18 protein-coding genes are annotated in these 25,519 nt (G+C 40.3%); 9 read left to right on the forward strand and 9 right to left on the reverse strand.

Annotated elements, in window-relative coordinates; all coding sequences use genetic code 11:
• Positions 1–123: 123 nt before the first annotated feature.
• Genes ACO1QW_RS20365 through ACO1QW_RS20375 form a run of 3 tightly spaced genes read left to right on the forward strand, consistent with a single transcriptional unit; the run spans position 124 to position 7,350 of the window.
• Positions 124–4,176 (forward strand): T9SS type B sorting domain-containing protein, encoded by a 4,053-nt coding sequence (locus ACO1QW_RS20365; RefSeq protein ID WP_486261276.1) that lies wholly within the window; start codon positions 124–126, stop codon positions 4,174–4,176.
• A 47-nt stretch (positions 4,177–4,223) separates the two neighbouring features.
• Positions 4,224–5,249, forward strand: coding sequence for a PorP/SprF family type IX secretion system membrane protein (locus ACO1QW_RS20370; RefSeq protein ID WP_486261278.1), 1,026 nt, complete (start codon positions 4,224–4,226; stop codon positions 5,247–5,249).
• A gap of 37 nt (positions 5,250–5,286) precedes the next feature.
• The gene (locus ACO1QW_RS20375; protein WP_486261280.1) at positions 5,287–7,350 is read left to right on the forward strand and encodes an OmpA family protein; all 2,064 of its coding nucleotides are present in this window, start codon (positions 5,287–5,289) and stop codon (positions 7,348–7,350) included.
• A gap of 66 nt (positions 7,351–7,416) precedes the next feature.
• On the opposite strand, the gene ACO1QW_RS20380 is transcribed toward ACO1QW_RS20375, so the two are convergent.
• The 5 genes from ACO1QW_RS20380 to ACO1QW_RS20400 form a co-directional block, all read right to left on the reverse strand.
• Complete coding sequence (locus tag ACO1QW_RS20380; protein ID WP_486261282.1) at positions 7,417–8,652, reverse strand: purple acid phosphatase family protein; 1,236 nt, start codon at positions 8,650–8,652, stop codon at positions 7,417–7,419.
• A 23-nt stretch (positions 8,653–8,675) separates the two neighbouring features.
• Positions 8,676–9,983 (reverse strand): sugar MFS transporter, encoded by a 1,308-nt coding sequence (locus ACO1QW_RS20385; RefSeq protein ID WP_486261284.1) that lies wholly within the window; start codon positions 9,981–9,983, stop codon positions 8,676–8,678.
• Positions 9,984–10,101: 118 nt separating this feature from the next.
• Entirely contained in the window at positions 10,102–11,520 is a 1,419-nt protein-coding gene (locus ACO1QW_RS20390) for a SusD/RagB family nutrient-binding outer membrane lipoprotein (RefSeq protein ID WP_486261286.1), read from the reverse strand.
• An 11-nt stretch (positions 11,521–11,531) separates the two neighbouring features.
• Positions 11,532–14,726 (reverse strand): SusC/RagA family TonB-linked outer membrane protein, encoded by a 3,195-nt coding sequence (locus ACO1QW_RS20395; protein ID WP_486261287.1) that lies wholly within the window; start codon positions 14,724–14,726, stop codon positions 11,532–11,534.
• 215 nt (positions 14,727–14,941) lie between these two features.
• On the reverse strand, positions 14,942–18,523 hold the full coding sequence (locus ACO1QW_RS20400; RefSeq protein WP_486261289.1) for an amidohydrolase family protein: 3,582 nt from the start codon (positions 18,521–18,523) through the stop codon (positions 14,942–14,944).
• A gap of 130 nt (positions 18,524–18,653) precedes the next feature.
• Here ACO1QW_RS20400 and ACO1QW_RS20405 point away from each other — a divergent pair, with 130 nt between their 5' ends.
• Complete coding sequence (locus tag ACO1QW_RS20405; protein ID WP_486261291.1) at positions 18,654–19,130, forward strand: hypothetical protein; 477 nt, start codon at positions 18,654–18,656, stop codon at positions 19,128–19,130.
• 2 nt (positions 19,131–19,132) lie between these two features.
• Here ACO1QW_RS20405 and ACO1QW_RS20410 read toward each other — a convergent pair whose 3' ends face one another.
• The 3 genes from ACO1QW_RS20410 to trmB form a co-directional block, all read right to left on the reverse strand.
• The gene (locus ACO1QW_RS20410; protein ID WP_486261293.1) at positions 19,133–19,507 is read right to left on the reverse strand and encodes an MGMT family protein; all 375 of its coding nucleotides are present in this window, start codon (positions 19,505–19,507) and stop codon (positions 19,133–19,135) included.
• Positions 19,467–19,685 carry a C1orf53 family protein gene (locus ACO1QW_RS20415; RefSeq protein ID WP_486261295.1) on the reverse strand — a complete coding sequence of 73 codons (219 nt, stop codon included), beginning with the start codon at positions 19,683–19,685 and terminating at the stop codon, positions 19,467–19,469. Before ACO1QW_RS20415 ends, ACO1QW_RS20410 begins: the two co-directional genes overlap by 41 nt.
• A 79-nt stretch (positions 19,686–19,764) precedes the next feature.
• Positions 19,765–20,472 carry a tRNA (guanosine(46)-N7)-methyltransferase TrmB gene (gene trmB, locus ACO1QW_RS20420; protein ID WP_486261297.1) on the reverse strand — a complete coding sequence of 236 codons (708 nt, stop codon included), beginning with the start codon at positions 20,470–20,472 and terminating at the stop codon, positions 19,765–19,767.
• 268 nt (positions 20,473–20,740) lie between these two features.
• On the opposite strand from trmB, the gene ACO1QW_RS20425 reads away from it, so the two are divergent.
• Positions 20,741–20,980 (forward strand): hypothetical protein, encoded by a 240-nt coding sequence (locus ACO1QW_RS20425; protein ID WP_486261298.1) that lies wholly within the window; start codon positions 20,741–20,743, stop codon positions 20,978–20,980.
• A 38-nt stretch (positions 20,981–21,018) separates the two neighbouring features.
• Here the strand turns inward: ACO1QW_RS20425 and ACO1QW_RS20430 are convergent, their stop codons facing one another.
• The gene (locus ACO1QW_RS20430; RefSeq protein WP_486261300.1) at positions 21,019–21,327 is read right to left on the reverse strand and encodes a hypothetical protein; all 309 of its coding nucleotides are present in this window, start codon (positions 21,325–21,327) and stop codon (positions 21,019–21,021) included.
• Positions 21,328–22,696: 1,369 nt separating this feature from the next.
• On the opposite strand from ACO1QW_RS20430, the gene ACO1QW_RS20435 reads away from it, so the two are divergent.
• The 4 genes from ACO1QW_RS20435 (at position 22,697) to ACO1QW_RS20450 (ending at position 25,507) form a co-directional block, all read left to right on the forward strand.
• The gene (locus ACO1QW_RS20435; protein WP_486261302.1) at positions 22,697–22,921 is read left to right on the forward strand and encodes a hypothetical protein; all 225 of its coding nucleotides are present in this window, start codon (positions 22,697–22,699) and stop codon (positions 22,919–22,921) included.
• 144 nt (positions 22,922–23,065) lie between these two features.
• The gene (locus tag ACO1QW_RS20440; protein ID WP_486261304.1) at positions 23,066–23,383 is read left to right on the forward strand and encodes a hypothetical protein; all 318 of its coding nucleotides are present in this window, start codon (positions 23,066–23,068) and stop codon (positions 23,381–23,383) included.
• A 766-nt stretch (positions 23,384–24,149) separates the two neighbouring features.
• Complete coding sequence (locus tag ACO1QW_RS20445; protein ID WP_486261306.1) at positions 24,150–24,632, forward strand: Lrp/AsnC ligand binding domain-containing protein; 483 nt, start codon at positions 24,150–24,152, stop codon at positions 24,630–24,632.
• A 32-nt stretch (positions 24,633–24,664) separates the two neighbouring features.
• Positions 24,665–25,507, forward strand: coding sequence for a hypothetical protein (locus ACO1QW_RS20450; protein ID WP_486261308.1), 843 nt, complete (start codon positions 24,665–24,667; stop codon positions 25,505–25,507).
• Positions 25,508–25,519 lie beyond the last annotated feature (12 nt).

Genomic DNA, 25,519 nt, shown 5'->3' on the forward strand with positions numbered 1-25,519 from the left:
GCGACACCGTAAGTAGAAACACACAATTTTTAAGGAAAAATACTGTATCCGTTTAAAAATAGTATTGAATGTGTTATGTTTATGCGTTATTTCTCCGTATTAACCTGAACTAACAGCTAAAAAATGAAGCCCAAAAATCCAATTTCCTTTGCAGGAACATTACTGTTTCTGTTAATTTCTTTCTTTTCCAATGCCCAATCGTTAGGAATATTTGCATCTGCAACCAGCATCAATCGTAATGAAATTGATCATCACGTAATTGCTTTTACCCGAAGCGTTGCTGGTAATGAAAACTCAATGCTGTTTGCATTTAGTAATGCCTTTTTTGCTCCAAGTCTTTCGAGTTCAAATCCGACCACTTGTAATGGCACTGATGGTTCGGTAACGATCAATGGATTAACTGCAGGTACAAGTTATGATGTTAATTATACTGATGATGGAAATGCAGTTGGTCCTGTTACAATTGTTGCTAACGGAGCTGGACAGGTGACCATCACCGGGTTGAATGCCGGTGTATATGCAGGGTTTACAATCACAGAAAATGGAAATACAACTAATCTATTTTCCGGGGTCATCTTATCAAACCCAATTATTGTTCCTTCATTTACAGCTATACCTGCTTTTTGCGCTGGAACAACAGCACCGGTATTACCAACAACATCAAACAATGGTCTTACGGGTACATGGAACCCTGCAACAGTAAGTAATACAGCAAGCGGCTCATATACTTTTACACCATCAGCCGGACAATGTGCATTGCCAACAACAATTAATATTACAGTTACGCCACGTACAACGCCCACGTTTAGTTTTGCAACAAGTATTTGTAATGGAGCAGTTGCACCAACATTACCTGCAACTTCTAATAACGGCGTAAGTGGTACCTGGAGTCCATCAACAATAAGTAATACAACAAGCGGCTCTTATACATTTACACCCAATTCAGGAGTTTGTGCAAACCCTGTAACTATTAATGTAACGGTAAACCCAATACTTACCCCAACATTTAGTTTTGCAACAAGTATTTGTAACGGAGCAACTGCACCCACATTACCTGCAACTTCAGGTAATGGAGTTACAGGTACATGGAGTCCAACTACAGTTAGCAACACAGCAAGCGGTAGTTACACCTTTACACCAACAGCCGGCCAATGTGCTGTGCCAGTTACAATTAATGTAACCGTAAATCCAATTCTAACGCCCACGTTTAGTTTTGCAACAAGTATTTGTAATGGAGCAACTGCACCTGCGTTGCCTACATCATCAGACAATGGTATCACAGGAACATGGAGTCCATCAACAGTGAGCAATACTGCAAGTGGAAGCTATACATTCACGCCAACAGCCGGACAGTGCGCCACACCTGCTACTATTAATGTAACGGTAAATCCAATTTTAACGCCCACGTTTAGTTTTGCAACAAGTATTTGTAATGGAGCAACTGCACCTGCATTACCTGCAACTTCGGGTAACGGCGTAAGTGGAACATGGAGCCCATCAACTGTGAGTAACACAGCAAGTGGTAGTTATACATTCACACCAACAGCAGGTGAATGTGCTGTGCCCGTTACTATTAATGTAACAGTTAATCCGATTCTAACGCCCACGTTTAGTTTTGCAACAAGTATTTGCAATGGTGCAACTGCACCAACATTACCTGCAACTTCGGGTAACGGAGTTACTGGTACATGGAGTCCGTCAATAGTTAGCAACACAGCAAGCGGTAGTTATACATTTACACCAACAGCCGGGCAGTGTGCGGTACCAGCTACCATCAACGTAACAGTAAATCCAATTCTAACGCCCGCCTTTAGTTTTGCAACAAGCATTTGCAATGGAGCAACAGCACCAACATTACCAGCAACATCAGACAATGGTATTACAGGCGCATGGAGTCCATCAACAGTGAGCAATACCGCAAGTGGAAGCTATACTTTCACGCCAACAGCCGGACAGTGTGCAACACCTGTCACTATTAATGTAACGGTAAATCCGATTTTAACGCCCACGTTTAGTTTTGCAACAAGTATTTGTAATGGAGCAACTGCACCTACATTACCTGCGACTTCTAATAACGGTGTAAGTGGAACATGGAGTCCATCAACAGTGAGTAATACTGCAAGTGGAAGTTATACATTCACACCCACAGCCGGACAGTGTGCAACCGCAGTTACCATCAGCGTAACAGTGAATCCAAACATCACTCCCACGTTTAGTTTTGCAACAAGTATTTGTAATGGAGCAACAGCACCAACATTACCCGCAACTTCAAACAACAGTATCACGGGAACATGGAGTCCATCAACGGTTAGTAATACTGCAAGTGGAAGTTATACATTCACCCCAACTGCCGGGCAGTGTGCTGTACCAGTTACCATCAATGTAACGGTGAATCCGATTCTGACACCAGCCTTTGGTTTTGCAACAACAATTTGTAGTGGTGCCACGGCACCAACGTTGCCAACCACATCAACCAATAGCATTACTGGCACCTGGAGTCCATCAACAGTAAGTAATACTGCAAGTGGAACCTATACATTTACACCAACAGCGGGACAGTGTGCAACACCTGTTACCGTTAATGTAACGGTAACAACGAATATTACTCCGGCCTTTAGTTTTGCAACAAGTATTTGTAGTGGAGCAACTGCACCAGCATTGCCAACAACATCAACCAATGGTATTACTGGTACCTGGAGTCCGTCAACTGTGAGTAATACTGCAAGTGGAAGTTATACATTCACGCCAGCAGCGGGTCAATGCGCATTACCGGTTACAATCAATGTTACAGTGAATTCAAACATTACACCCACCTTTGGTTTTGCTACCAGTATTTGTAATGGAGCAACAGCGCCAACCTTACCAACAACATCAACTAATAATATTACAGGTACATGGAGCCCGTCAACTGTGAGCAATACAAGCAGTGGTGCTTATACATTTACACCAACAGCTGGTCAGTGTGCACTGCCTGTTACGATCAACGTAACTGTCAATCCAATACTTACAACCACATTCAGCTTTGGTGGTTCATTAAGTATTTGTAATGGCGCAACTCCTCCTGCATTGCCAACAACATCAGGCAACGGCATCGTTGGTACATGGAGCCCTGCAACCATCAGCAATACAACAAGTGGTACCTATACCTTTACCCCAAATGCCGGGCAGTGCGGAACAAGTGCAACATTGAATGTTACTGTTGTTGCGAATACAGTTCCAACATTTAGTTTCGGTACAACATTAACTATTTGCTCTGGCGGAGCCGTTCCTGCTCTACCGACTACTTCAGATAATAGTATCAATGGTACATGGAGCCCTGCAACTGTAAGTAATACGGCAAGTGGTACCTACACGTTTACTCCAACCGCTGGTGTGTGTGCAACAACACAAACATTTACTGTAACCGTTAACCCGATTCTTACACCCACATTCAGTTTTGGAACAACAGCTTCTATTTGTGTAGGCGCAACCGTTCCAACACTTCCGGCAACGTCAGCGAATAGTGTAACCGGTACCTGGAGCCCAGCCGCAGTAAGCAGCGCAACTACAGGAACAACCGTGTACACATTTACCCCAACAGCTGGTCAGTGTGCTGTTCCGCAAACCTATACGGTTGAAGTAAGTACAGTACCAACTGTAACGGTGCCAGCAAATAGTACAGTGAATGATGGTGCAGTGGTACCTGCTACCAACTTTACAATTACTCCTGCGGGTGCAAGTGTAACATGGACAAATTCAAACAATGCTATTGGTTTAGCGGCATCTGGTACAGGCAATGTGCCGCAGTTTACTGCAACAAATCCTGGTAACAGCGATATCACTTCAACGATAACAGTTACACCACGTAACAATGGTTGTGTTGGTACGCCAAGAACATATACCATTACAGTGAAAGCATTGGACAAAGGCGTATTTGTACCAAACGTGTTCTCACCTAATAATGATGGCAAGAATGATAAGCTGATCATCTATGGTAATTATATCAACAAGGTTGAAATGCGCATCTTTAACCAATGGGGCCAACAAGTTGCCTTCCTTAATAGTCAATCACAAGGTTGGGATGGAACACATAAAGGCAAGCAACAACCAGTTGGTGTTTATGTGTATGCATTGCGTGCAGTATTGACCGATGGACGCACTGTTGATCTTAAAGGTTCAATCACACTTGTTCGATAAAATACTATAACCTGATAACCACATTTAAAATCTTATATCTGTTCATAATGAAAAATAAATTCATCACACAACACGGTTTGTTTACAGCATGTCTCTTTATGCTTGGCATGCTTCAATCGGTTGCCCAGACAGATCCTCATTTTACGCAGAATTACACCTACCCGATGTATACCAACCCGGCAATGACAGGTGGAAGCGATGGCGATTACCGTGTATCGGCTGTTTACCGTAACCAATGGGGAAGTGTAACTAATCCTTACAGTACAACTGGTTTGTCGTTTGATACTCGTACAAACAAAAACATTGCAGTTGGAATAAACCTCATGAATCAAAAAGCAGGTGATGGTGGTTTTAACTACTTCAATGCTTATGGTTCGGTTGCATACACTGGTGTAAAGTTTGGTACCGATGATAATCATCGTTTAGTACTTGCAATACAAGCTGGTTTGATCAATCGGAAAGTCGATCAATCAAAATTCAAATGGGGTGATCAATGGAATCCCATCACTGGTTACAACGCATCAAATTCAACAAGTGAATCGTTTGCCAATACAAGCTCTACCACGTTTGATGCAGGAGCCGGTGTATTGTATTACGATGCAACACCTGATAAAAAAACAAATGCATTTGCAGGTCTTTCTGTATTTCACATCAATCGTCCAAAAGATCCGATCATTTCAGCACAAAGTGTAAGTCTTAATACTATTCCGCTTCGTTACGTATTGCACGGTGGTTTAAGTTTTAATTTATCGGAACGCACCAGCATAGTACCGCATGTGTTGTATATGCAACAGGGTACAGCCATGGAAGCAATGCTAGGCACTTATGTACAATTGAACATAAATGAAGAAACTGACTTTATGTTCGGTGGTTACTATCGTTTGAAAGATGCGGTGGCACCGTTTGTTGGTGTGGACTGGAGAAATTTTATTGTTGGGTTAAGTTATGATGTGAACGCATCAAAGCTTGGTTCAATGACAAGAAATGTAAACAGTTTTGAATTAAGTCTTTCTTACATTAAACGCAGCGGCACAAGAAGCATTTTTGACTGGATACGTTGCCCACGTTTATAATTGTAATGAAGTGAATGATAAACCCAAAGAATTTAAAATGAATCCCAATATCTCTCTTCAACAAAAAGCTTCTGCAATGAATAATGTATATAAAGCTGCAGGTAAAATTGTACTTTCTGCAATAGCCTGCACACTATTTGTGCAAACACAGGCACAAGACAAACGAATTGTCCAGGCGAATGCTTATTACGCCTCCGGTGACTATTATACAGCCGCACAGCTGTATGAACAATTTTTGAAACCTGATGTGAAAGAAAAATCCAAAGCCGATTTTCCACTGAATGCCAAGCGTAACAGTGAAGGAAGCGGAATGGGTAAAGGCGTTACAAAAAATGATATCATTTACAAACAGGCAGAAAGTTTTCGCCTGGCCAATTATTTTCCGCAGGCAGCTGAACGTTATAAAGCGGTTGCAGAAAATGATCCTTCAAAATATGCAGGTGCATTGTATTGGTATGCTGTGTGCCAACGTAGTCTTGGTAAGTATGATGACGCCGAAGAAAGCATCAATCGTTTTCTTAGTAACGTCACTGCAAACGATCCATTGAAAGCAGCAGCCGAAAATGAATTGCAGACGTTGAAATATATCAAAGGACAACTGGTTCGTCCTGATACAGTCATGTATACGTTACGTAAAACAACTTTGTCTGGCGGAAATGGTAAAGGTGTATTTGCTGCAGTTCCCTTAAGCGGCAATCAATTTTTGATTACAAGCACTGAAACTGATACAGCGGCAACTGCCGGAGTAAATCCTTATCATAGTCGTGTATTTGCAGCAACATTAGAAAATAATGAATTTAAAATTGGAGAGAGCGTTTCGTTGCCAACCAATGATGCAGTAATTAACCAGGGAGCAGCAAGTATAAGTGCCGATGGTAATCGTATTTATTTCACCCAATGGAAGCAAAGCAGCGGCAGGAAGGATGCTGCTATTTATCTCGTAACCAAACAAGGTGAAGGATGGAGTGAACCTGTGGCCTTGGCATCAGTAAATGCAGATGGCTACAGCAGCAAACAACCTTATGTTTCTACTGATGGAAAATATTTATTCTTTGCATCTGATCGCCCCGGCGGTGCAGGTGGTTTTGATATTTGGTATGCGCCTTTGCAGGTTGATGGTTTAACAGGTGAAGCTGTTAATACGGGCACTGTTATCAATACTGTAAAAGATGAGCAGGCTCCTTTTTATCATAGCTATAGCAGCACACTTGTATTTTCATCAAACGGAAAACAAGGAATGGGTGGCTTTGATCTTTACACGGCTAAAGGTTGGGAAGCTGCATGGAAATCGGTAGAGAATATGGGACACCCGGTTAACTCAATCAGGGATGATGTGTATTATCATACCAATGATAAATCATCAGTCATAAAAAATGCTGTGTTTAGTTCTGATCGTGGATCAGAATGTTGTTTAGAAACCTATACTGTAAGTAAAGCTCCAAAGAAAAAAATACTTACAGGTTTAGTGATTGATAAAAAAGATAACCAACCCGTGGGTAATGCAACGGTATTAATAATTGCAGGCGGTAAACAACAAAAAGTAACTACTGATGCAAATGGCCGTTATACAATTGAAGTGGATACAGATGTAACAGGCAATGTAACGGTAACAAAACATCGTTACAGCGAAAAACAAACCGACATTTCTATTGTAAATACCGATGAAACCAACTGGAGCACAGATAAGTTTACGAATAAAGACATTGTACTCGATCGGAAAATTATTCTTACACCTGAAACAGTTGTAACGGTGTATTTCGATTTTGATAAACACAACATTAAAGATGATGCGGCATTCAGGCTTGATTCCTTGTATGACATACTTGTGAAGCATCCCGGTGCTGTTGTACAGATTAGTGGTTACACCGATGGTTTGGGTTCAGTTGAATACAACAAGGCGCTTTCTGATAAACGTGCAAAAGCTTGCGCTGATTATTTAATGGCGAAAGGTGTTGATTCAGCCCGCATCAGTTTTGAATCGTTTGGTGAATGTTGTCCGCTGGAGATGGAAATCATCAACGGTCGTGATAATGCTGATGGCCGTGCGAAGAACCGGAGAGGATTGATCAATATCAGCTATCCACCTAAAGAAGAAGAATAACAGATTTAAATAAACAAAAAGCCGCATCATTTGATGCGGCTTTTTGTTTTATGCGATTTGGTTTTATTATTTTTTTGCAGCAACAGTATAAACGCCTGCTTCGGATCCATCGTCTTTGAGCATAAGAACATCAAGCTGCTGTTGATTTGCTTTTACTTTAATGAGAGTACGTTTACCTGGAGTAGGCCCGCCACCAATGATAATGGGGTAACTATGTTTACCTGCAACCGGAGGATGTACTCCGTAAGTATGTGTATGACCACAAATAAGCAGATCGATCTTGTATTTATCAAACAATGGGGAAAACAACTCTCTGCAATGCATTACACCATGTGCGTCTCCTGAATAAAACGGTGGAATGTGCATCATCACAACTTTATATTTTGCTTTCTTGTATGCTTTTGTTTTTAATTGCTGTTCAAGCCATGCAGTCTGCTGAATGCGAAACTGGTCGAAGTCGACAATGCCAGCATACACAGGATGTGTATCTTCTTTATCTTCTCCGGTATCAAGTGCAATGGTGAATACCGGTCCAGATTGAAAAGAGAAATACGCTCCATGTGGTGCTGCAAAATAATTTTTCAACTGCCGTGCATATTTTCCTCTTGTTTCGTGATTACCCCGCACAAACAACATTGGTTTTTGTGTAGCAAAACAACCGGTGCAGGGAGTAAGCAAATGATCAATGATCTGCTGTTCGTTTGTTTGATAGTCAAACATATCTCCATTCAGGAAAACATAATCATAAGGATCGTTACCATTTAGTTTAATCAGATCGTTAAACGATGCAGGCCGGTCATGAATATCGTTGAGTACCAGCCATTGCGTTTGTTTTGCAGCGGGGTTATATGTTGTGAACGAAAAAGTATCACTATTGATCGTCTCTCCGTAGGCGAGTTTATACGGTTGAAAGTCTTTGATCTCTTTTGCTACAATTTTATATTGATAAGTAACACCCGGTTTTAAACCCTTTAGCTTTATTTCATGCACCCTACTGTTTGCATTTACCAACCCATCAGAAATGGAATGTGCTTTATGAACAGATTGACCAGCTTCATTGTATTCTATCCAGCAGTAGGAATTTTTATTGGTGATCCAACGAACGTCCATCCTACTGTGTTCAAGACTGTGCAGGTAAGGTTTCGTTAAAAAAATATGTTCTTCACCTACTGCAGATTCTTGTGGCACTAATGCATTTGCAGCAACAGGAATACCTGTAAGGCTAACCGAACCAATAGCAGCTGCTTTGCCGATATTGTTAAGAAAATTCCGGCGGCTGACGGTTGAAATTTCTTTATTCATACAATGGTTGGTTGAAGTAAATTCTATTTAGCAGAGTATTTCTTTTTCAATCCTGCTTTATGTCCGCTCACGGCAAAATACAATATGTATAAGTAGCACGGCAATACGGCAACGAAGTAAGCCAATTGAAAATCGAGTTGAAGATTATCTTTTAGATAAGCATAGATCATGGGCCATATAGCTCCACCTGCAATACCCATAATCATAATAGCAGAACCAGTTTTTGTAAACTTGCCGAGATGACTAATACCCAAAGGAAAAATAGCTGGCCACATCAACGAGTTAGCAAGGCCTAGCAACGCTATAAAAGTAACGGCTACATAACCACTGCTGAAATATGCTGCAATGCTAAACACAATACCGAGCAATGCACAAATGCGTAGCGCTTTTTGTTGTGTTATATATTTGGGAATTGTAAGAATGCCGATAAGATAACCTACCAGCATACCGCCCAACGTAAGCGACGTAAAGAATTTTGCAATATCGGCACTGATGCCTAGTGATTTTCCATACACCCCAATTATATCACCAGCCATTACTTCAGCAGCTACATACACAAAAATGCAAAACGCACCCAGGAACAAATGCGGAAACTGGAAAATACTTTTATGATGAATTACCTCGCCACTTGTTTCATCTACAACGTCTTCTTCTACCTGCACTTCCGGTAAATGTGTGAACTTAATGAGCAATGCAAACAGGAAAAAAATGATGGCGAGTACGATATAAGGTGTGTTTACCCTGCTTAAAATTTCCTGGAGCAGCTGTTCTTTTTGTACGCCCGAAGCAGATTCAATTTGCTGTTCAAGCCCGGAAACGTTTTTCAGAAACAATGTGCCCATTATAAGTGGAACAATAATACCTGCCGCTTTATTACAAATACCTGCAAAGCTGATGCGCCTTGCGGCACTTTCAATGGGGCCAATAATAGTGAGGTACGGATTCGCTGCTGTTTGCAACAAAGCCATTGATGAACCTTGTACAAATATCCCGGTGAGAAATAATGCAAAAGAATTTGCTTTTGCGGCCGGAATAAATAATAAAGAACCGGCGCATAAACCGAACATACCAACAATGAGCCCGTTTTTAAAACCAGTCTTCTTTAAAATCCATGATGATGGCAGGGCTAAAAAGAAATACGCCATGTAAGAAGAGAATGTAACAAGAAACGCCTGGGCATCAGTTAAACCAAATGACAATTTAAAGAATGGAATGAGCGGACCATTTGCCCATGTTACAAACCCGAAAATGAAAAACAACGCACAGATCATTACCATCGGCAAAAGATTGCTTTCTTTTTTAGAAGCTGTCATTTGAATTACATCCTGCATACATTCATTTTAATTGATTGAAAATACAGGAAACATTACTGACGGCCGAGGGCAAACGGTTGCACAAACAAAAAGCCGCATCAAGTGATGCGGCTTTTCTACGTGTTCATATTTTTTATCAAGGTTTATCCCACCAGACTCTTGTATTTAAACCATCGGTCCCCCCATGAGGAAAAGATGCTACTGCTGCATTGTAATTTTTTGTATTGTTCGATTGTTCGATCAATGGATAGGCTTCTCTTCTCGGAATAAGATCGCCATTTGCACCAGGAGCAGCAACCAAAGCAGGATATCCGACCCTGCGCCATTCGGCCCATGCTTCGTATCCATGTAAAAATAAATGGACCCAACGTTGCGTAGCTATCTGTTGAATTGCAGTAACAGGATCGTAGACCACACCGGTCTGTGCAGTGTATGCAGCCACAGTAGTTGTGCTGCCTGTCCATTGAAGAATGGAATTTTGTATTGCAAGATCGTAATTCGCTTTTGCCGTTACATCGCCGCCGGCAATCCAGCCAAGCTTTGCAGCTTCTGCTCTTGCAAAAAGAGCCTGTGCATAGGTAACAAGAAAAACAGGAGAGTTCTGTAAACGTATACTTGAACCAAGTAATGAAAAATTATTAATGACAACTGTAGTTGAACCCGGCAATCCGTAAGCCAGACCAACGTAGTTGCCAGCTGTGTTTTTATTGGCAAATATGGGTAGACGTGGATCACTTAATGGAAGCATGTAATCCACCATGGGCTTGCTTACAGCATACCAGTTTCTACCCAGGCGTGTAAACTGGTTGTACCAGAAATTTTCATTCGCCGCATCGGCAAGATGATTATAAGCAAAATTATCTGTGTTATTTGCCATCACCCCATTCGTTACAGCTTTATTAAACTCTGCGGAACCTTTTGTCGGGTCAATTTTGCTCAGTCGTAATGCCATCAGCATGTGAATGGTATTGCCCAGGCGTTTCCATTTACCAATATCGCCTCCATACATAATGTCGTTCTTAATATTGCCGGTAACAATAGCAGCGTTTGCGTCATCGAGGAGTTTAAAAAGACTGTCATAAATATCTTTCTGCTTATCATATTTTGGAGTAAAATTCAATTTCCCTTTTAACGCTTCTGAATAAGGAACATCACCCCAACGGTCTGTAACATGCCAAATGAAATATGCTTTGAGAATTTTTGCAACTGCTATCTGGTTTGCTATGGGCCCTTCGTTGGCATCAAGCGGCGAAGTAAGAACCGTTTCCAGATCCATTAACGGACCAGTATACCATCCGGAAAAATTAAAATTGATAGTTGTATACCTTGAATTATCGGTAAACGAAGTATTTGATAAATGTTGCGGATAATGCACACCGAAAGGCGATGAGCTTATATCCGGTAACGATCGTTGAGCATTGGCAATGAGTTGTGTTCCCGAAGCCTTTGTAGGATTGTTGGGATCAATATTCATGCTGCCATCAAACTTTTTACAACTTGCCAGCAATACAACAATTGAAAGCAACGTGTAGATTGTGTTAACTATTTTCTGCATGATCAATAAGTTTAAAATGATAAGTTGATGCTTACGCCGTAAGAACGTACAGTTTGAAATTCACCTTTTTCCAGCCAGCTGATGGATCCACTTCCGTAAGACAACTCAGAAGGTTCTAATCCTTTTGGTGCTTTTTGCCAAAGCATTGCAGGGTTGCGTGCAATGAAAGCAAACTTTGCTGATTTAAACGGTGTCTTTTTTAATAGCTCTGGTTCCAATGAATAACCGAGGCTTACTTCTCGCAACTTAATGTAAGAGGCATCATATAACCATTCTTCATAAATACGTGTGCCGATTGTATTTCTGAAATAAGAACGTGCATCTACATAAGCTGTTACTTTTTGACCAGTGGCACTTGATATACCGTCAACCCTTACGCCTCCACCATTTGCCAACGGTTCACGCACATTAAAACCTTTATCGTTCATTGCCGCTGTTTCAGCTGCCTGTCCCGATTTTACAGCAAGCATTTTCGACCAACTGAAAAATTGACCGCCCGATTGAAAGTCGATCATAGCAGAAAGATCAAACTTCCATATTCTGAAATTATTCAGAAACCCACCTGTGAATTTTGGTAGCACAGAACCAAAATTATAATTGGTTTGATGTATAGGCAGGTTAGAAGCGTCAAGCATGATCATACCTGTTGCAGGATCACGCATATAAGCTTGGCCAACAAGGCTGCCAAATGGTTTACCTACCTCTGCATTCAGAAAAATAGAAACGCTAGAATATGTATTGGCGTCCAGTTGATAAATATCGATGCCTGGATAGAGTTCTTTAACCTTGCTTTGATTGCGGGCAAAGTTTAAGGTTGAAGTCCAGCTGAATAGTTTTCCAACAAACGGTTTTCCGGTGAGCGATAGTTCGAACCCTTTATTTTCAATCAGACCTGCATTTACAACAGTTGAAGAATAACCACTGGCACCTGGCACATTAAGCGAGATGATCTGGTTCTTATTTTGTTGCAGGTAATAACTAAAATCAATACCAATGCGGTTGTTGAAAAAACGAAGATCGATGCCCGCTTCATACGCATTTGCAAATGATGGTTCGATATCTGGATTGTTTAAATTATTAGGAACCGTAATGGGATTAATTGAACCTGCAGTTGCTGTGTATGGTGTACCAAGGCTGAAACTTGTTCCTGTTTGATAAGGAGCAAGATCAGAACCTGCAACAGCGTAGCTGGCTCTTAACTTACCAAACGACAAGGCCTTCCAATTCAAAAGTTCACTAAATACCATACTTGCAGAAACAGAAGGATATGAATAAGAGTTTTTATTCACGGGTAGCGTAGAAGATACATCGTTACGGAAGGAAGCGTCTAAAAAATAAATATCTTTATAGCCAAACGAAGCCATTGCATAAACACTTCTTATTTCTTTTTTTCTGATGGTGGAAAAAACATTGGGCCGGTCTCTTGATCCTGACAAGCTGTAAAAGGCCGGGCTTACCAATCCGCCAACAGTATTACCGCCAACGCTTGTAAAATCTACCGTGTATTTATTAGCACCAACATTTAAGTTCATGGAAACATTGCCCAACTGTTTTGTATACTGCCCAAGAAGTTCATAGTTAAATTCTTTGCTCTGGTATTTTGCAGTAGAAAAGCCTTCATCAAGCCTTCCTCCTAATGCTTCTTTATGTGAAATATGTTGTGCGTATATATCTGCACGAAGGAAGGTGCTTAGTTTAAGACCGGGAATAACCTGGTAACTTAAGTTCACATCACCAAAAACACGATCACGACTATCTTCGTTACTATTTGCAAATGCATCAAAGTACGGATTGTTCCAATCGCTTGGCCTGTTATTGGTGATGATCCCAGTTGTTGTATTTGGATTTACATTCCAGTTCATAATTGTTCCATCTGCATACCGGTAATTTTTTAAACGGTTCATGTCAATGTTTCGTTGAAACCATTGCACATGGCCTGTTGCCGTACCCTGGTATCCTTGCGACGGACGTACTGCCTGGTTATTCGCAAAATTTACATTTACACCGGCAGTCAGTTTTTTTGTGATATCTAAAGAGGTATTTAGTCCTATGTTATTTCTTTTTAACGAAGTGCCTGGCATTACACCTTTGATAATTGCATTGGTATAACTTAAACGGAAGGTGATGTTTTCGTTACCGCCTGCAACTGAAAGATTGTTATTGATTGTGTGCCCTGTTTCAAAATAATCCTGCACGTTTGTAGGATGTGGTACAAATGGAGTAAGCTTTCCAAACTCCGCATCTTGCGGGTAAAAGCTGAAGTACATTCTTACAGGCGTACCATCCATTTTTGGTCCCCAGCTTTCATCATTACCATTTACATATTTGTCGCCATTCGTTAATGTTAGAAAAGTCTGGTTATTGCCAACACCATAAATATTCTGCAAAGGCATGAAGTTGCCGGCCTTTTCCATTGAGAAGGCAGAGCTATACTGCACATCAATTTTTTTAGGACCCTTTTTGCCTTTTTTTGTTGTGACAAGTATTACACCATACTGACCTCTTATACCATATAAAGCAGACGCAGCTGGTCCTTTTAATACCGTTACGGTTTCAATATCATCCGGATTAATGTCCTGTGAAATATTACCGAGGTCAGGTCCATTGCCTGTGGATCCTGCAAAGTTTGAATTGGAGATAGGCGTACCATCAACAACCATGAGCGGTTGATCATTACCATTGAGGGAATTTACGCCACGAATTTTGATTTTTTGTGTTCCACCCATACTTGCGCCCGATGCACCAACAACCTGCACACCAGCTATTTTGCCAGCAAGCGAACCAATAACATTTTGTTCTTTGGTTAAGGTTAAATTATCTCCATTCACCATTTGTGTGGAATAACCCAGCGATTTTTGTTTACGTGTAATTCCCAAGGCTGTAACTACTACTTCACCTAAAGAAGTACCAGCTTTGAGCGTTACATTTATTTCATTGCCTGATGAAACATCAACACTTATATCTTGAAAGCCTGCTGAGCTGATAAGTAGTGTTTTTTGATTTGCAGTAAGTTCGATTGTAAAAACGCCATTGACATCCGATACCACTGCTTTGGATGTGCCTCTCACTGAAACCGTGGCAAAAGAAACCGGCTCGCCTTGTTCATCCAAAATTTTACCGGTTACTTTCCTCGTTTGCGCCTGCATGCACAATGGAATGAGGAAAAACAAGCTAAATAATAGCTTGAGAAGTTTGAATTTTCTCATGTGTTGTTTTGTTTAAGGGATGATGACTAAGAGATATACAAGGTATAAGTAAAAACACTTTTTTAAAAGACCTTATAAAAAAATTTTGGTCACCATTGGATAAACAAATTGATAAAGGTTGCTTTATTGGAGTGAATCTGTAAAGCAGCTAACATTTAACTACAAAAAAACCCCATCTCATTTTGATGGGGCTTTTGTTTATTCAGGGCTTATTTTTATTCCTTCACTTCTGTTGTTACTTTCGGTGCTGTCTTCGTCCAGCTACCGGCATCCATTTTACGTGGCGTGGGATATATTTCATCCAAATTATTGCCATCATACAGCCTTCCGTTCTTCACTACATAGCGAATGGTGTTCGTATTGCGGATGTTCTGCAATGGATTTGCATCCATGATCACAATATCAGCAAGTTTACCTTCTTCAATACTGCCGAGCTCTTTATCAAGACCTAATGCAGTTGCACCAAGAATAGTTGCGGTGCGTAACGCATTAAGATTGCTCATACCACCACTGGCAACACTCCATACTTCCCAATGATAACCGAGCCCTTGTAACTGACCATGACTGCCAATACCTGCAAGTCCACCTTGCTGAACCACGCCATTCACTGATTGTGCATGTTTTTTAAACACATGATCTTCAGGTGTAAACCATCCACCCAAACCACCTGCGCGACGACGGGATTTTGCACTCATCTCTTCGTAAGGTGTAAAGAAGTTAAGCTTCTTATCGTGAACAGGACTTTCTGTTGTATAATAATAGTTTTCAGCCCAAGGTCCGCCATATGCAACAAGTAATGTTGGTGTGTAGGCCATTTTACTTTCGGCAATTGTTTTTGTTACATCATTATACAAGGGGAAAATAGGAATAGCATGTTCATGCCCCGGATAGCCATCAAACAATTGTGTCATGTTTAATTTATAATCGAGGCCACCTTCCGTTGTTGGCATCAGCTTTTGTTCTTTCGCAGCCATAATTACCCACTGACGATGCTGCCTGTTACCTACGAGATACATCTTAATGTATTGTGTGTTGTAATACTTGCTGTATTGTTTCAACACACTACGAGTTTGATCAAGACTTTTTAAATTATACATCCAGAAACCAACACCAGGACCAGTGCTGTACACACGTGGGCCAGGCATTTGTCCTGCTTCCACCATATCACTCCATGTTAATACATCAGTAACTGCTGTTTGCGGATCTCTTGTTGTGGTAACACCATAAGCAAGATTGGCTGCATAGATCCATGATGTGTTTTTATGCAAACCCCAATAAGTCCACATGTGCGAATGGGTATCTACAAAACCTGGTGTAATAGTTTTGCCACTGCAATCAATTTCTTTTGCACCGGCTGGTACAGTGAGTGTTCCGGTTTTACCAACGGCTTTAATACGATTGTTAACAACAAGCACATCACCATTTTCAATTACTTCTTCGCCTTTCATAGTAACAATGCGTGCATTTTTCAACAGCATTGTTCCTGTTGGCAGATCTTTTTGATAATACACTTTCACTTGCGTTTCGGCAGGCGAATATTTTTCTTTCTTCTTCAATTCTTCTTTAGCTAATGCCTCACGTTTTGCACGTGCAGTATCTGTCTTTAAAATGGCAGCAATTGAGTCTGCATTTTTCTTTGCTAAAGAATCAGCCAGTTTTTTTGCATCTGGTCCAAGTGCAAGTAACGCTTTTACACTGTCGGCTGCTTTTTGTGTTTCGATCTTCTTTGCAGCCTTCACTGAGTCTTCAACAAACTGTGCACGATCAACATCATACACCCAATGACCATTACCTAAACTCCAATGTATTTTCTTTCCATCAGCTTCCCATGCAGGAAACTCGCCACCAATTTCTGTAAGTTGTCTTGAAGGAAAATTGCTGAACGAAGGATCAGCAACATTAATAGTTGGCAATTTTCCTGTTTGCGGAATTGTAACGACGTACACATTGTTGTTTACTTGTGCCAATGCTCTGTTACCTTCAGGTGCCATAAGAATAATGGCTGCAGATGATGGCAGGTTTTGTGGTTCACGGTTGCTTGCACCTTCGGGCAGCATGCAATAATTCACCGATGTTGTTTTCATGATCGGCTTACCCATTACATAGTTAACATCGTTTGCGGTGCCTGAAGAATGTTCATGGTTTGAATGATCATCATCCGCATCTGCAACAGTGCCGTAAGTTGTAATTCCCGTAACACGCACATGTGTTTTAAGATCGGTTCCATCCCAACGGCAGGAGATCAATGTGCCGCCACCGCCATTCAAATAAATACGATCTGTATTTTTAGTGAAGTGAATATTACCAGCGTTAACGGTTAAGTCGACTTTCGTTAATGGCCCTCCTGTTGCATTCATCCAAACAATATCTGCTTCTGCACCACTGTAAAAAGGATCTTCTGCATCCTTAAATAAACGCATGGGCGCTTTAAAAAATGCAATGCGGTTGTTATAACTCCACGCCGGCTGCATATAAAAGCCCGGCTCTGTTGTAAGTTTTGTAATGGTTGGTTTAGCACCAATCGTCGCTTTGTATAAATTACCTCCTTCCGTTTCGTTCCATGTTACAAACACAAGCTGCGTTCCATCAGGACTCCATGCAGGCATTGCTTCTGTGAAATTGTTATTCGTTACACGCTTCGGCGTTCCGTTTGGATAATCCATCACGTATAAGCGATTGAGCACAGTAAATGCAAATTTCTTTCCATCAGGACTAGGAACACCATCACGAATTTGAGTAGCCATTGCAGCGCTCGTATCTTTTACCGCATAATTGAAATATAAACGGGGGCCCATTTCTAAAGCGAGGTCGGCTTCAAATGCAATCTCCGTTGCTTTGCTTCCATCAACTGGTATGCGCCAGATCTTACCACCATAACTTGCAACAAGAAACTTACTATCAGGTGTAAACGCCATGCCGGGTAATACACCTTGTGGTGCAATACTTTCCTGTTCATCACGCTGCACTGGATATGCAAGCCAGCGCTCATCGCCATTTTTCATATTGCGTATAACAAGACCAGTTTTATCCTGGTAACGACTACCATACACCATCCACAGTCCATCTTTACTAAGTGTGGGCGTAAATGCAGAACCATAACGGGTGGTGATGGTATTTGTAATCCCTTTTTCACGATCGTATGTGCCGATCTGGTATTGAGGTAACAATGCATTATAATTCCATGAACCATTTCGTTGACTGTAGTAAACATATTTACCATCGGCACTTACAAACGGATCAATAGTCTTTGCTGTACCATCGTAGATCTGTGTACCGCCGCCGCCATCTTTATGATACAACCAAAGCTTTGGAATACGACGACCTTTACTTGCAATAATATAATTACCATCGGGCGTCCAAATAGCTGCAGGAAAATCTTCTGTTGGATCTTTTGTCAACTGCACCGTGTCCTTCTTCTCTGTATCGATGTACCAGATATTGTCACTACCACTTCTGTCGCTGGTGAAAAGAATTTTCTTTCCATCAGGACTAAAACGTGGATGTGTTTCATAAGCAATACCTTTTGTAACAGCTGTTGCTTTACCACCAGCTGCAGGCATTGTATAAATATCACCCATCAAATCAAAAGCAATGGTTTGTCCATCGGGGCTAACATCTACACTCATCCATGTGCCTTCTTTAGCGGTGAACTTAATGGTACGTTCGGGTTTGAGAGGAAGTTTGGCGAATGCCGTGTAAGGCATTGTATCTTTTTTAACCGTGTCTTTTGCCGGTTGTTGCGCAGCAAGTGAACCTGAAATGCCGAGGATGGCAAACAGGCATGCAGTCTTTCTCATACTTTGTAAGGTTTTGAATTTGGAAGGTAATATAAGGCAGTGAAATTTGAAAGGAATTCTTGTTTGATGGTTTTTAAGGTTGATGATATTAATAAATAATCACTCTATCCGGTTTACGTTTATCAAGCAAATGCAAATCTCTTTCAAAAAGATATTTCTCCTCGCTCTTTTTTGGGTAAATGGTTTTTTGTTATTTTCTCAATCTAAACCTGATACCATTGCTATTTCAAATTACATTGTTAAACATGGAAAAATTCATAGCTTTTTTGAGCCTTACCTTGGCTATGTTAACCCTGTTCAGTATATAAAAATCCTAACGGATACGATTCTGTTTTTAGGGGGTATTGTAAAAAGCTTTTTTAAAATGGATGAATCAGACTTTGTAATGATTGAGTCAAACGAAGCATGGTTTACTTATGGTAATATTGATATTTCAGGATTAAGAAAATCGGAGAAGGTCAACAATGGTAAATTTCTGGGAGTGGTTTCAAAGTACTCCAAGAATGAAAATGAAATAATTTTTGCTATTTGTTTCAAAGAGAAACAAAGAACAAACTGTTTAAATTATATCGATTTATACGAATATCTAAAGAAATATAGAAAGTAGTATCATCCCAATTCAACAGCAGGATCCCAAAACCTCTTTTCAAAATCAACCACTATATCATTCTTTACAGTAACACCATCTTTCTTCAATAATTCTTCCATATGAGTAGGTGTTTCGAAATGAGCTTTACCACTTAACATGCCATTGCGGTTTACTACACGTTGTGCATGCACTTTCGGTTTTACCTTATGTGCGCCATTCATTGCCCAGCCCACCATGCGTGCAGAAAGTTTGGTACCGAGATAGGCAGCAATAGCGCCATAAGATGTAACCCGACCTTTTGGAATTTGTCGCACTACATCATATACATCCTGGAAAAAAGAATATTCTTTGGCTTTACCTGTTTTTGGAAGTTGCGGTTGTTTTCTGGAAGGCATCGTTGCGTTCTTTTATTGCCAAGGTACGACGTGGTTCCGGAACTGCTTCATAGTCGTAAGGACAATGCCTGCAACCCTGCCCGCAGCAATAACCTTTATCGAGATGGTATTTTGCCGTCAATACAATGTTGTCATTTTGGTCGTAATAGAAATCCACCTCTTCCTTCAAGTTTTTCATGTGTTTGCTATTAGCGTAATACAGATTAACCATCAGCAAAGGAATTTGTTGAAACTAGTTTAAGAAAAAGGGAAACCGTTCAGTCTTTCTCGGTATCAAACACCCACTGTTTTAACAAGGCATCGCTTTCAACAGGTAGAGGGGTTGTTGGTAAACTGAATTGCAGGTAATGAATGCGGTTGCTTTGCGCAATATCCAAACCCTCGTAATGCGTTTTGATCTTTAGTTCATCGCTTATGTTTTGTTCTTTATACAGATCATCAGTTGAAGAATGAAGTGGCAGATCAAATAAACGGATCACTTCTTTGGTGAAATTATAAAGCACCGGTGAATCTGTTTTCAAATGAATGAGCCTACCCGGCTTTAGCAATTGTTGGTAGGCACGTAAAAATTTGGGATGAGTTAAACGCTTTTTATGTTTTGATGCACGAAGTTGCGGATCGGGGAAGGTGATCCATATTTCACTTACTTCGCCAGTATCAAAATAGTTTGTTACCTGGTCTATTTGCGAACGTACAAACGCAACATTGCCTAAGTTTTCTTTCAACGCTGTTTTTGCACCCACCCAAATGCGATTGCCCTTGAGATCGATACCAATAAAATTCCGTTGTGGATATAAGCGGCCCAGGCCAACTGCATATTCGCCTTTACCACAAGCCAGTTCAAGCGTAATGGGCTGATCGTTCTTAAAAAAATCATTCCACTTTCCTTTCATATCCTGCGGATACTGCAACACATTGGGGAAGGTTTCTATTTCAGCAAAACGGATGAGCTTTTTTTGTCCCATAGCGGGCAAAGGTAGGGCGTGAGGGAAAAACAAATACGAAAGGTCCAAAAACAAAAGAGTCCTTTGTAAACGAATATTATTTAAACCTTCACCAAGGCATTCACTGGACTTTGCAATTAATTCCTTTCATGTATGAAGCTAAGGAGGAGTTAAGTCAAAGAGAAGCTGCTTAGCCAAACAAACAGGGTGCGGCACCTGTTTGAAAAGACCGCATACTTTTTTATCTTGCCTATAACAGATCAAAGTTGATAAACCCAAAAACACTTGTATGGACACAGAATATTTAATCTTATGTATCTTCCTCAGCATTATTGCGCTGATTATTTTTTACTACATCATTAAAGGCGCAGCAGGAACGAAGACCAGAGAAAAGCAGTTAAGTCTTCAGAACCGCATTCTGTTAAACATAGCTGCAAAATCAGGCGTTGACATTCATCTGATTAAAGAATTGGAACAAATCAATCAAGAGATAACTGAAGAGCCACAGGCCCAAGACAATAAGATTTAGGACCGGTGCCAACAACGCCTGGTACTTAATGCTAATTTTTATGCCACTGGAATCTGCTGAACAATAATAGTAACTGTGGTATTGTATGGTTGCACATCCCCAACCTCAACAGTTCTAATCCCAATGTCATTTTGCGGAAAGTAGGTTTGTTGATGAATTACAATAAAGAACTTGCAAATTCTGTATTTCACGTTATTAATTGTCACGTCTTCGCCCACTCGTAGAAAATGCTCGTCAAATTCTTTGTTGAGAGGAGGGTTCACGCTGCGAAGGTGATCATGTTGGTAGGTTATGAAGAGTAATTCGCCTTCTTCATTTTGAAATTGATAGCGAGATGAAATGCCCATGTTTTTTTCTTTTTAATATAATTTATGTTTTAAGAATGTAAATGCTGAATCTAAAAGTTTAATCAGAATTGCTGGATTAAATACTGAAAATCAACGTACATCTACCCAATTATATAGAATTCACATCGTGTAGATATCTTTCCTATCGTTGAAAGGGAACAATTGTTGTAGTATTACGTTTGTAAAATAAAAGGGAGCTCAAGAATCCCTCTTGAGCTCCCAGTCGGCTTAGCCTCGGTTAATCACTCCGAGGGAACACCTGCTTCCTTATTTGTTCTTTTGACAGTCACAAACAAAAAAGTGAAAGAATTCGCCACTTTTAGGGAAGTGGATCTTTCCTTTCCATCTTCTGAATCTACAGAAGACTTCTTTTGTTTTTGGGTGACCGCAATGAGAACAAACTGACGGGTTTCTGGAAACCATAGTTTTAACTTTTGCGTTTGGTGAATGATCGGGGCATTTCACAGCAGCCCTGGTTGCTTAATGGCATTACAGCCATACATTTAAATTTTTGAGTATCGTAAAAACAAAAGCCCCAGTTGATTAGACTGAGGCTTAAAAATTTACTTCTTGCCGTCTTCACATTTCCGATTGAGAACGTGACGCCTTCTCGAAGTGAAACTATAAATTTCCAGAATTTCAAAGTAAAGAAATCCTTTCCATTTAAGCAAATGCAGTCTAAACAACCGGCTTAATGCTGGTTTAAGCGGTTTATTAACAAAATGTGAGAAAGTGAAGAATTCGACCTGGAGTAACGAATGATATCTGTTCGTATCATTGTGCCGTTAAGTGCGTTATCCAAAGTAAATTTCTTCGCCCTCATTTGACCGATGAGGGCTTTTACTTTTATACACCTTGTGTATGTAAAAGAGCTGTTTCGTTAGACGAACGAATACAATATTACTTTTTCAAACAATACACTCACAGTCTGAGATATACACAGACTGTGTAAATCAGGTGCAAACGCAATACAGACAAGTGTTTCCGTGTGGATTATTAGTTTTAAACCTGACAAAAGAGCAAAAGTTGTAAAAAAAAAATTTGACATCTATTAGTAAAACCCTTTACCCTGTTATATTTGAGTTTCAGAGTTCACACATGCGAAAATGTCACTAACCGGGATCAACAACCGAAGTGAAGCTATTTTGCTTTTTTTAATTAAGAATGGTCGTTCACTTTCTCAATCAATATGTCAAAGAACAGGATTTGGCACCTTCACATAGTTCATCTCGTCATTCATGGCATAATTTCTCAACCGCTTCTGCAGGGTGGCCAAGATCAGTCGCTGGCTTTTGGACCAAGACAAAAGTCTTACTTCATAACCCACTACCCTCATTTTTCGTCAACCTCTCAACCATAAATAGGTTAGATGTCTTCGAATGATCAGCAACCGATTGTCAAAAGAAACAAATCGGTTTCAAACGGGAAAGGACAGGCGACCGGGTGTAATTGCGACAACAAATCTCACTCCTACCTGATTGCTTATTTCAACAATTATTCAACTATTAAGGCCGGTGTTATTCGTTTAGAGATCAAAGAAACCACAGCCATTCTAATTCAAAAAGGACAAAAAATTGACCCATTTATCGAATAACAATAAACAGAAAAGAAGTCATCCTGTTGCAGTCCTGCCTTTCTGAATTTTTCATCAACTGCCTCCTGACAATCGGATGTAATACTTCATACCCTAAAAAGAGGGATGGTTTATTTGTAGTAAAGGAAATTTGTGAAAAACAATATGAACCAATTACGTTTTAGAATGGATTTCCCTTACAACGGTAACATGCATCGCATTGATGTTTACTATGAATCAACTAAAAAACCAACTCCTACACACGGAGCATATACTTTCAAGGTTCAGGATCAAATACCTGGTTTACCTAAAAAGTTTGTGATTTCAATAGATCACAACCCACAAAGGGGAGATTTCGAAATTGATTCTGTTTTTGATGAAACAAATCTTCTTTACAGAGAAATAGTGGCTGCTGCTGAGAACCATTTGACTTATGGCAGTTGCGGATATGACTGCATCAATTCACAAAGGGGGGAATTCTAAGGAATCGAGTTGATAAGGCCAACTAAACGGCCAACTACTGAAAATTAGGGAAGTGATTTTTTGGGAGAATTTCCCGCTTAAACAGTGACTTTGTAAAACGAAAAAAGAGAAGATATTAGCCGAGTGATAATTTAACGTAACTGATTGGTACTAAAACGAAAGAGCCCTTTGTAAAAACAAAAGGCAATCGTAAAAAAAGCATGAGAAAAATCTGTACGGAACAGAGTTGATCGGTATGGTAAGCAACCGAAAAAAAGCTGTAGGGGGAGGGATCGAACCTCCACGGAGCAGTTAGTTGTAGCACAAAGTTCAGTGGTCGACCCTGGTCGAGTGGTTATTGCTAACCAAACGGCTCTATGCTATATTTATCCTGTTATCTCCACCCCCGAGACAAGAGGGCATGTCTGCCAAAAATTTCATCACCCCACAGTGTAAAAAGAACTACTTAAAAACCACCAGATCAAAATCCATAAGCAATGGTTTTGTATCTTGAGTTTGTTGTTGCTGTAGAGGGAGGGGTCGAACCTCCACGGAGCAGTTAGTTCCGTTGCCGGACTTTATCCTGTTATCTCCACCCCCGAGACGAGAGGGCATGTCTGCCGAAAATTTCATCACTCCACAGTATGTTGTTCAAAGAACGATTACAGTGCAATATTAAAGCATATTCGCAGTTTATTGAACAATTTCAAACAAAAATTTTAAAACTTTTGACAGTTTTCAAAATGTTATTCTTAATATTGAAATTATTTTAAAACAAGATGGTAATATGGGCGCTAAATTGAATCTTGACAAACTCGACCTCCAGATTATATCGGAAATGATGGAAGATGCCCAGATATCTTATGCCGATTTGGGTAAAAAACTATTTGTATCGGGCGGCACCATTCATGTACGCATCAAAAAACTGCAGGAACATGGTATTGTAAAAGGAACCAAATTGAATGTTGACCTGAAAGCCTTAGGGTATGACATCACTGCTTTCGTGGGAATTTTCCTTGAAAAAAGTTCGTTGTATGATACGGTTGCAAAAGACCTCAGGAAAATACCAGAAATCGTTCGGCTCAATTATACAACAGGTAACTATAGTATGTTTATTGAAGTGGTGTGTAAGGATATCAATCAACTTCGTTTTGTTTTGCATGATGCTTTGCAAAAAATAAAAGGGATTGAACGTACCGAAACATTTATTTCCCTTGATGAAAGTTTTAACCGCAAAGTGGAAGTGGTTCGGGATATTGCCCAATCTTAATCGTTCTATATTTTCTTTTGAATCTACTGCATATGAATTTAGATATTGTATTTGATGTACTCCGTAAACGTTGGATGCAGTGTGTGCTGCTGGTTGTTGTTGCTACCTTGCTTACTGGTGGCATTCTTTATTTTAAAAAACCGTCTTACCTCAGTACGGCGGTATTTACAGCAGCTAATCCTAATCTTGGAGATCGTTCTAATATTTACCGCACGCAGTTTTGGGAGGAATATCTATATTATGGTGGCGAGTTGGACAACGAACGATTAATGGCGCTTGCCGGTACCGAAGAAATGAACCGGTTTATAGTCGATAGTTTTGATCTCATAAAACACTATGAAATAAATTCAACCCACGAAAACGCTAAATATTTAGCGACTACTAAATACAAGAAAAACACCCGCATCCGCAAAAATGAGTTTGGCCATGTAACTATAAAAGTTTGGGACACGGACAGCAAGCTCGCAGCTAAAATGGCCAATGCTGTTGTGGCGAGAATAAATGCAAAGAGTATTGCTTCGGTAAATAATATGAAGCTTGAGATACTTCGCAAATTGCAACACGACCTGAATGTACAGAAAGATAGTCTTCAGCAAACAGAACTACAGTTGCAGGCAAAAAATGATGCTTTGTCTATTGCACGTAAAGCTGATGCGATAACCCGCATGAATGAAACAGAAAAGTTAATGCAGCAATTTAATACCAGCATTAATGAAGTAAGTGCTTTGTTTGAAATTGAAAAAGCACTCCCTGCTTTAACGAAAGATAAACCGAAGGTGCTGGCAGGAATGGCCATGGCAGCCGTGCTCTCCTTTATATTTTCAGTTCTGCTTTTGTTGTTTATCGATTGGCGGTCACGAAAAAAGATGAGCTGACATGCAATTCTC

The sequence above is a fragment of the Lacibacter sp. genome, assembly GCF_057361365.1.

Coding starts and splice junctions, on each gene's coding strand:
- ACO1QW_RS20430 (WP_486261300.1), bottom strand. CDS start 21,327: ATGGGCATTTCATCTCGCTATCAATTTCAAAATGAAGAAGGCGAATTA.
- ACO1QW_RS20405 (WP_486261291.1), top strand. CDS start 18,654: ATGCAAATCTCTTTCAAAAAGATATTTCTCCTCGCTCTTTTTTGGGTA.
- ACO1QW_RS20445 (WP_486261306.1), top strand. CDS start 24,150: ATGGGCGCTAAATTGAATCTTGACAAACTCGACCTCCAGATTATATCG.
- ACO1QW_RS20415 (WP_486261295.1), bottom strand. CDS start 19,685: ATGAAAAACTTGAAGGAAGAGGTGGATTTCTATTACGACCAAAATGAC.
- ACO1QW_RS20375 (WP_486261280.1), top strand. CDS start 5,287: ATGAATCCCAATATCTCTCTTCAACAAAAAGCTTCTGCAATGAATAAT.
- ACO1QW_RS20440 (WP_486261304.1), top strand. CDS start 23,066: ATGAACCAATTACGTTTTAGAATGGATTTCCCTTACAACGGTAACATG.
- ACO1QW_RS20435 (WP_486261302.1), top strand. CDS start 22,697: ATGTCTTCGAATGATCAGCAACCGATTGTCAAAAGAAACAAATCGGTT.
- ACO1QW_RS20385 (WP_486261284.1), bottom strand. CDS start 9,983: ATGCAGGATGTAATTCAAATGACAGCTTCTAAAAAAGAAAGCAATCTT.
- trmB (WP_486261297.1), bottom strand. CDS start 20,472: ATGGGACAAAAAAAGCTCATCCGTTTTGCTGAAATAGAAACCTTCCCC.
- ACO1QW_RS20380 (WP_486261282.1), bottom strand. CDS start 8,652: ATGAATAAAGAAATTTCAACCGTCAGCCGCCGGAATTTTCTTAACAAT.
- ACO1QW_RS20400 (WP_486261289.1), bottom strand. CDS start 18,523: ATGAGAAAGACTGCATGCCTGTTTGCCATCCTCGGCATTTCAGGTTCA.
- ACO1QW_RS20395 (WP_486261287.1), bottom strand. CDS start 14,726: ATGAGAAAATTCAAACTTCTCAAGCTATTATTTAGCTTGTTTTTCCTC.
- ACO1QW_RS20390 (WP_486261286.1), bottom strand. CDS start 11,520: ATGCAGAAAATAGTTAACACAATCTACACGTTGCTTTCAATTGTTGTA.
- ACO1QW_RS20365 (WP_486261276.1), top strand. CDS start 124: ATGAAGCCCAAAAATCCAATTTCCTTTGCAGGAACATTACTGTTTCTG.
- ACO1QW_RS20425 (WP_486261298.1), top strand. CDS start 20,741: ATGGACACAGAATATTTAATCTTATGTATCTTCCTCAGCATTATTGCG.
- ACO1QW_RS20450 (WP_486261308.1), top strand. CDS start 24,665: ATGAATTTAGATATTGTATTTGATGTACTCCGTAAACGTTGGATGCAG.
- ACO1QW_RS20370 (WP_486261278.1), top strand. CDS start 4,224: ATGAAAAATAAATTCATCACACAACACGGTTTGTTTACAGCATGTCTC.
- ACO1QW_RS20410 (WP_486261293.1), bottom strand. CDS start 19,507: ATGCCTTCCAGAAAACAACCGCAACTTCCAAAAACAGGTAAAGCCAAA.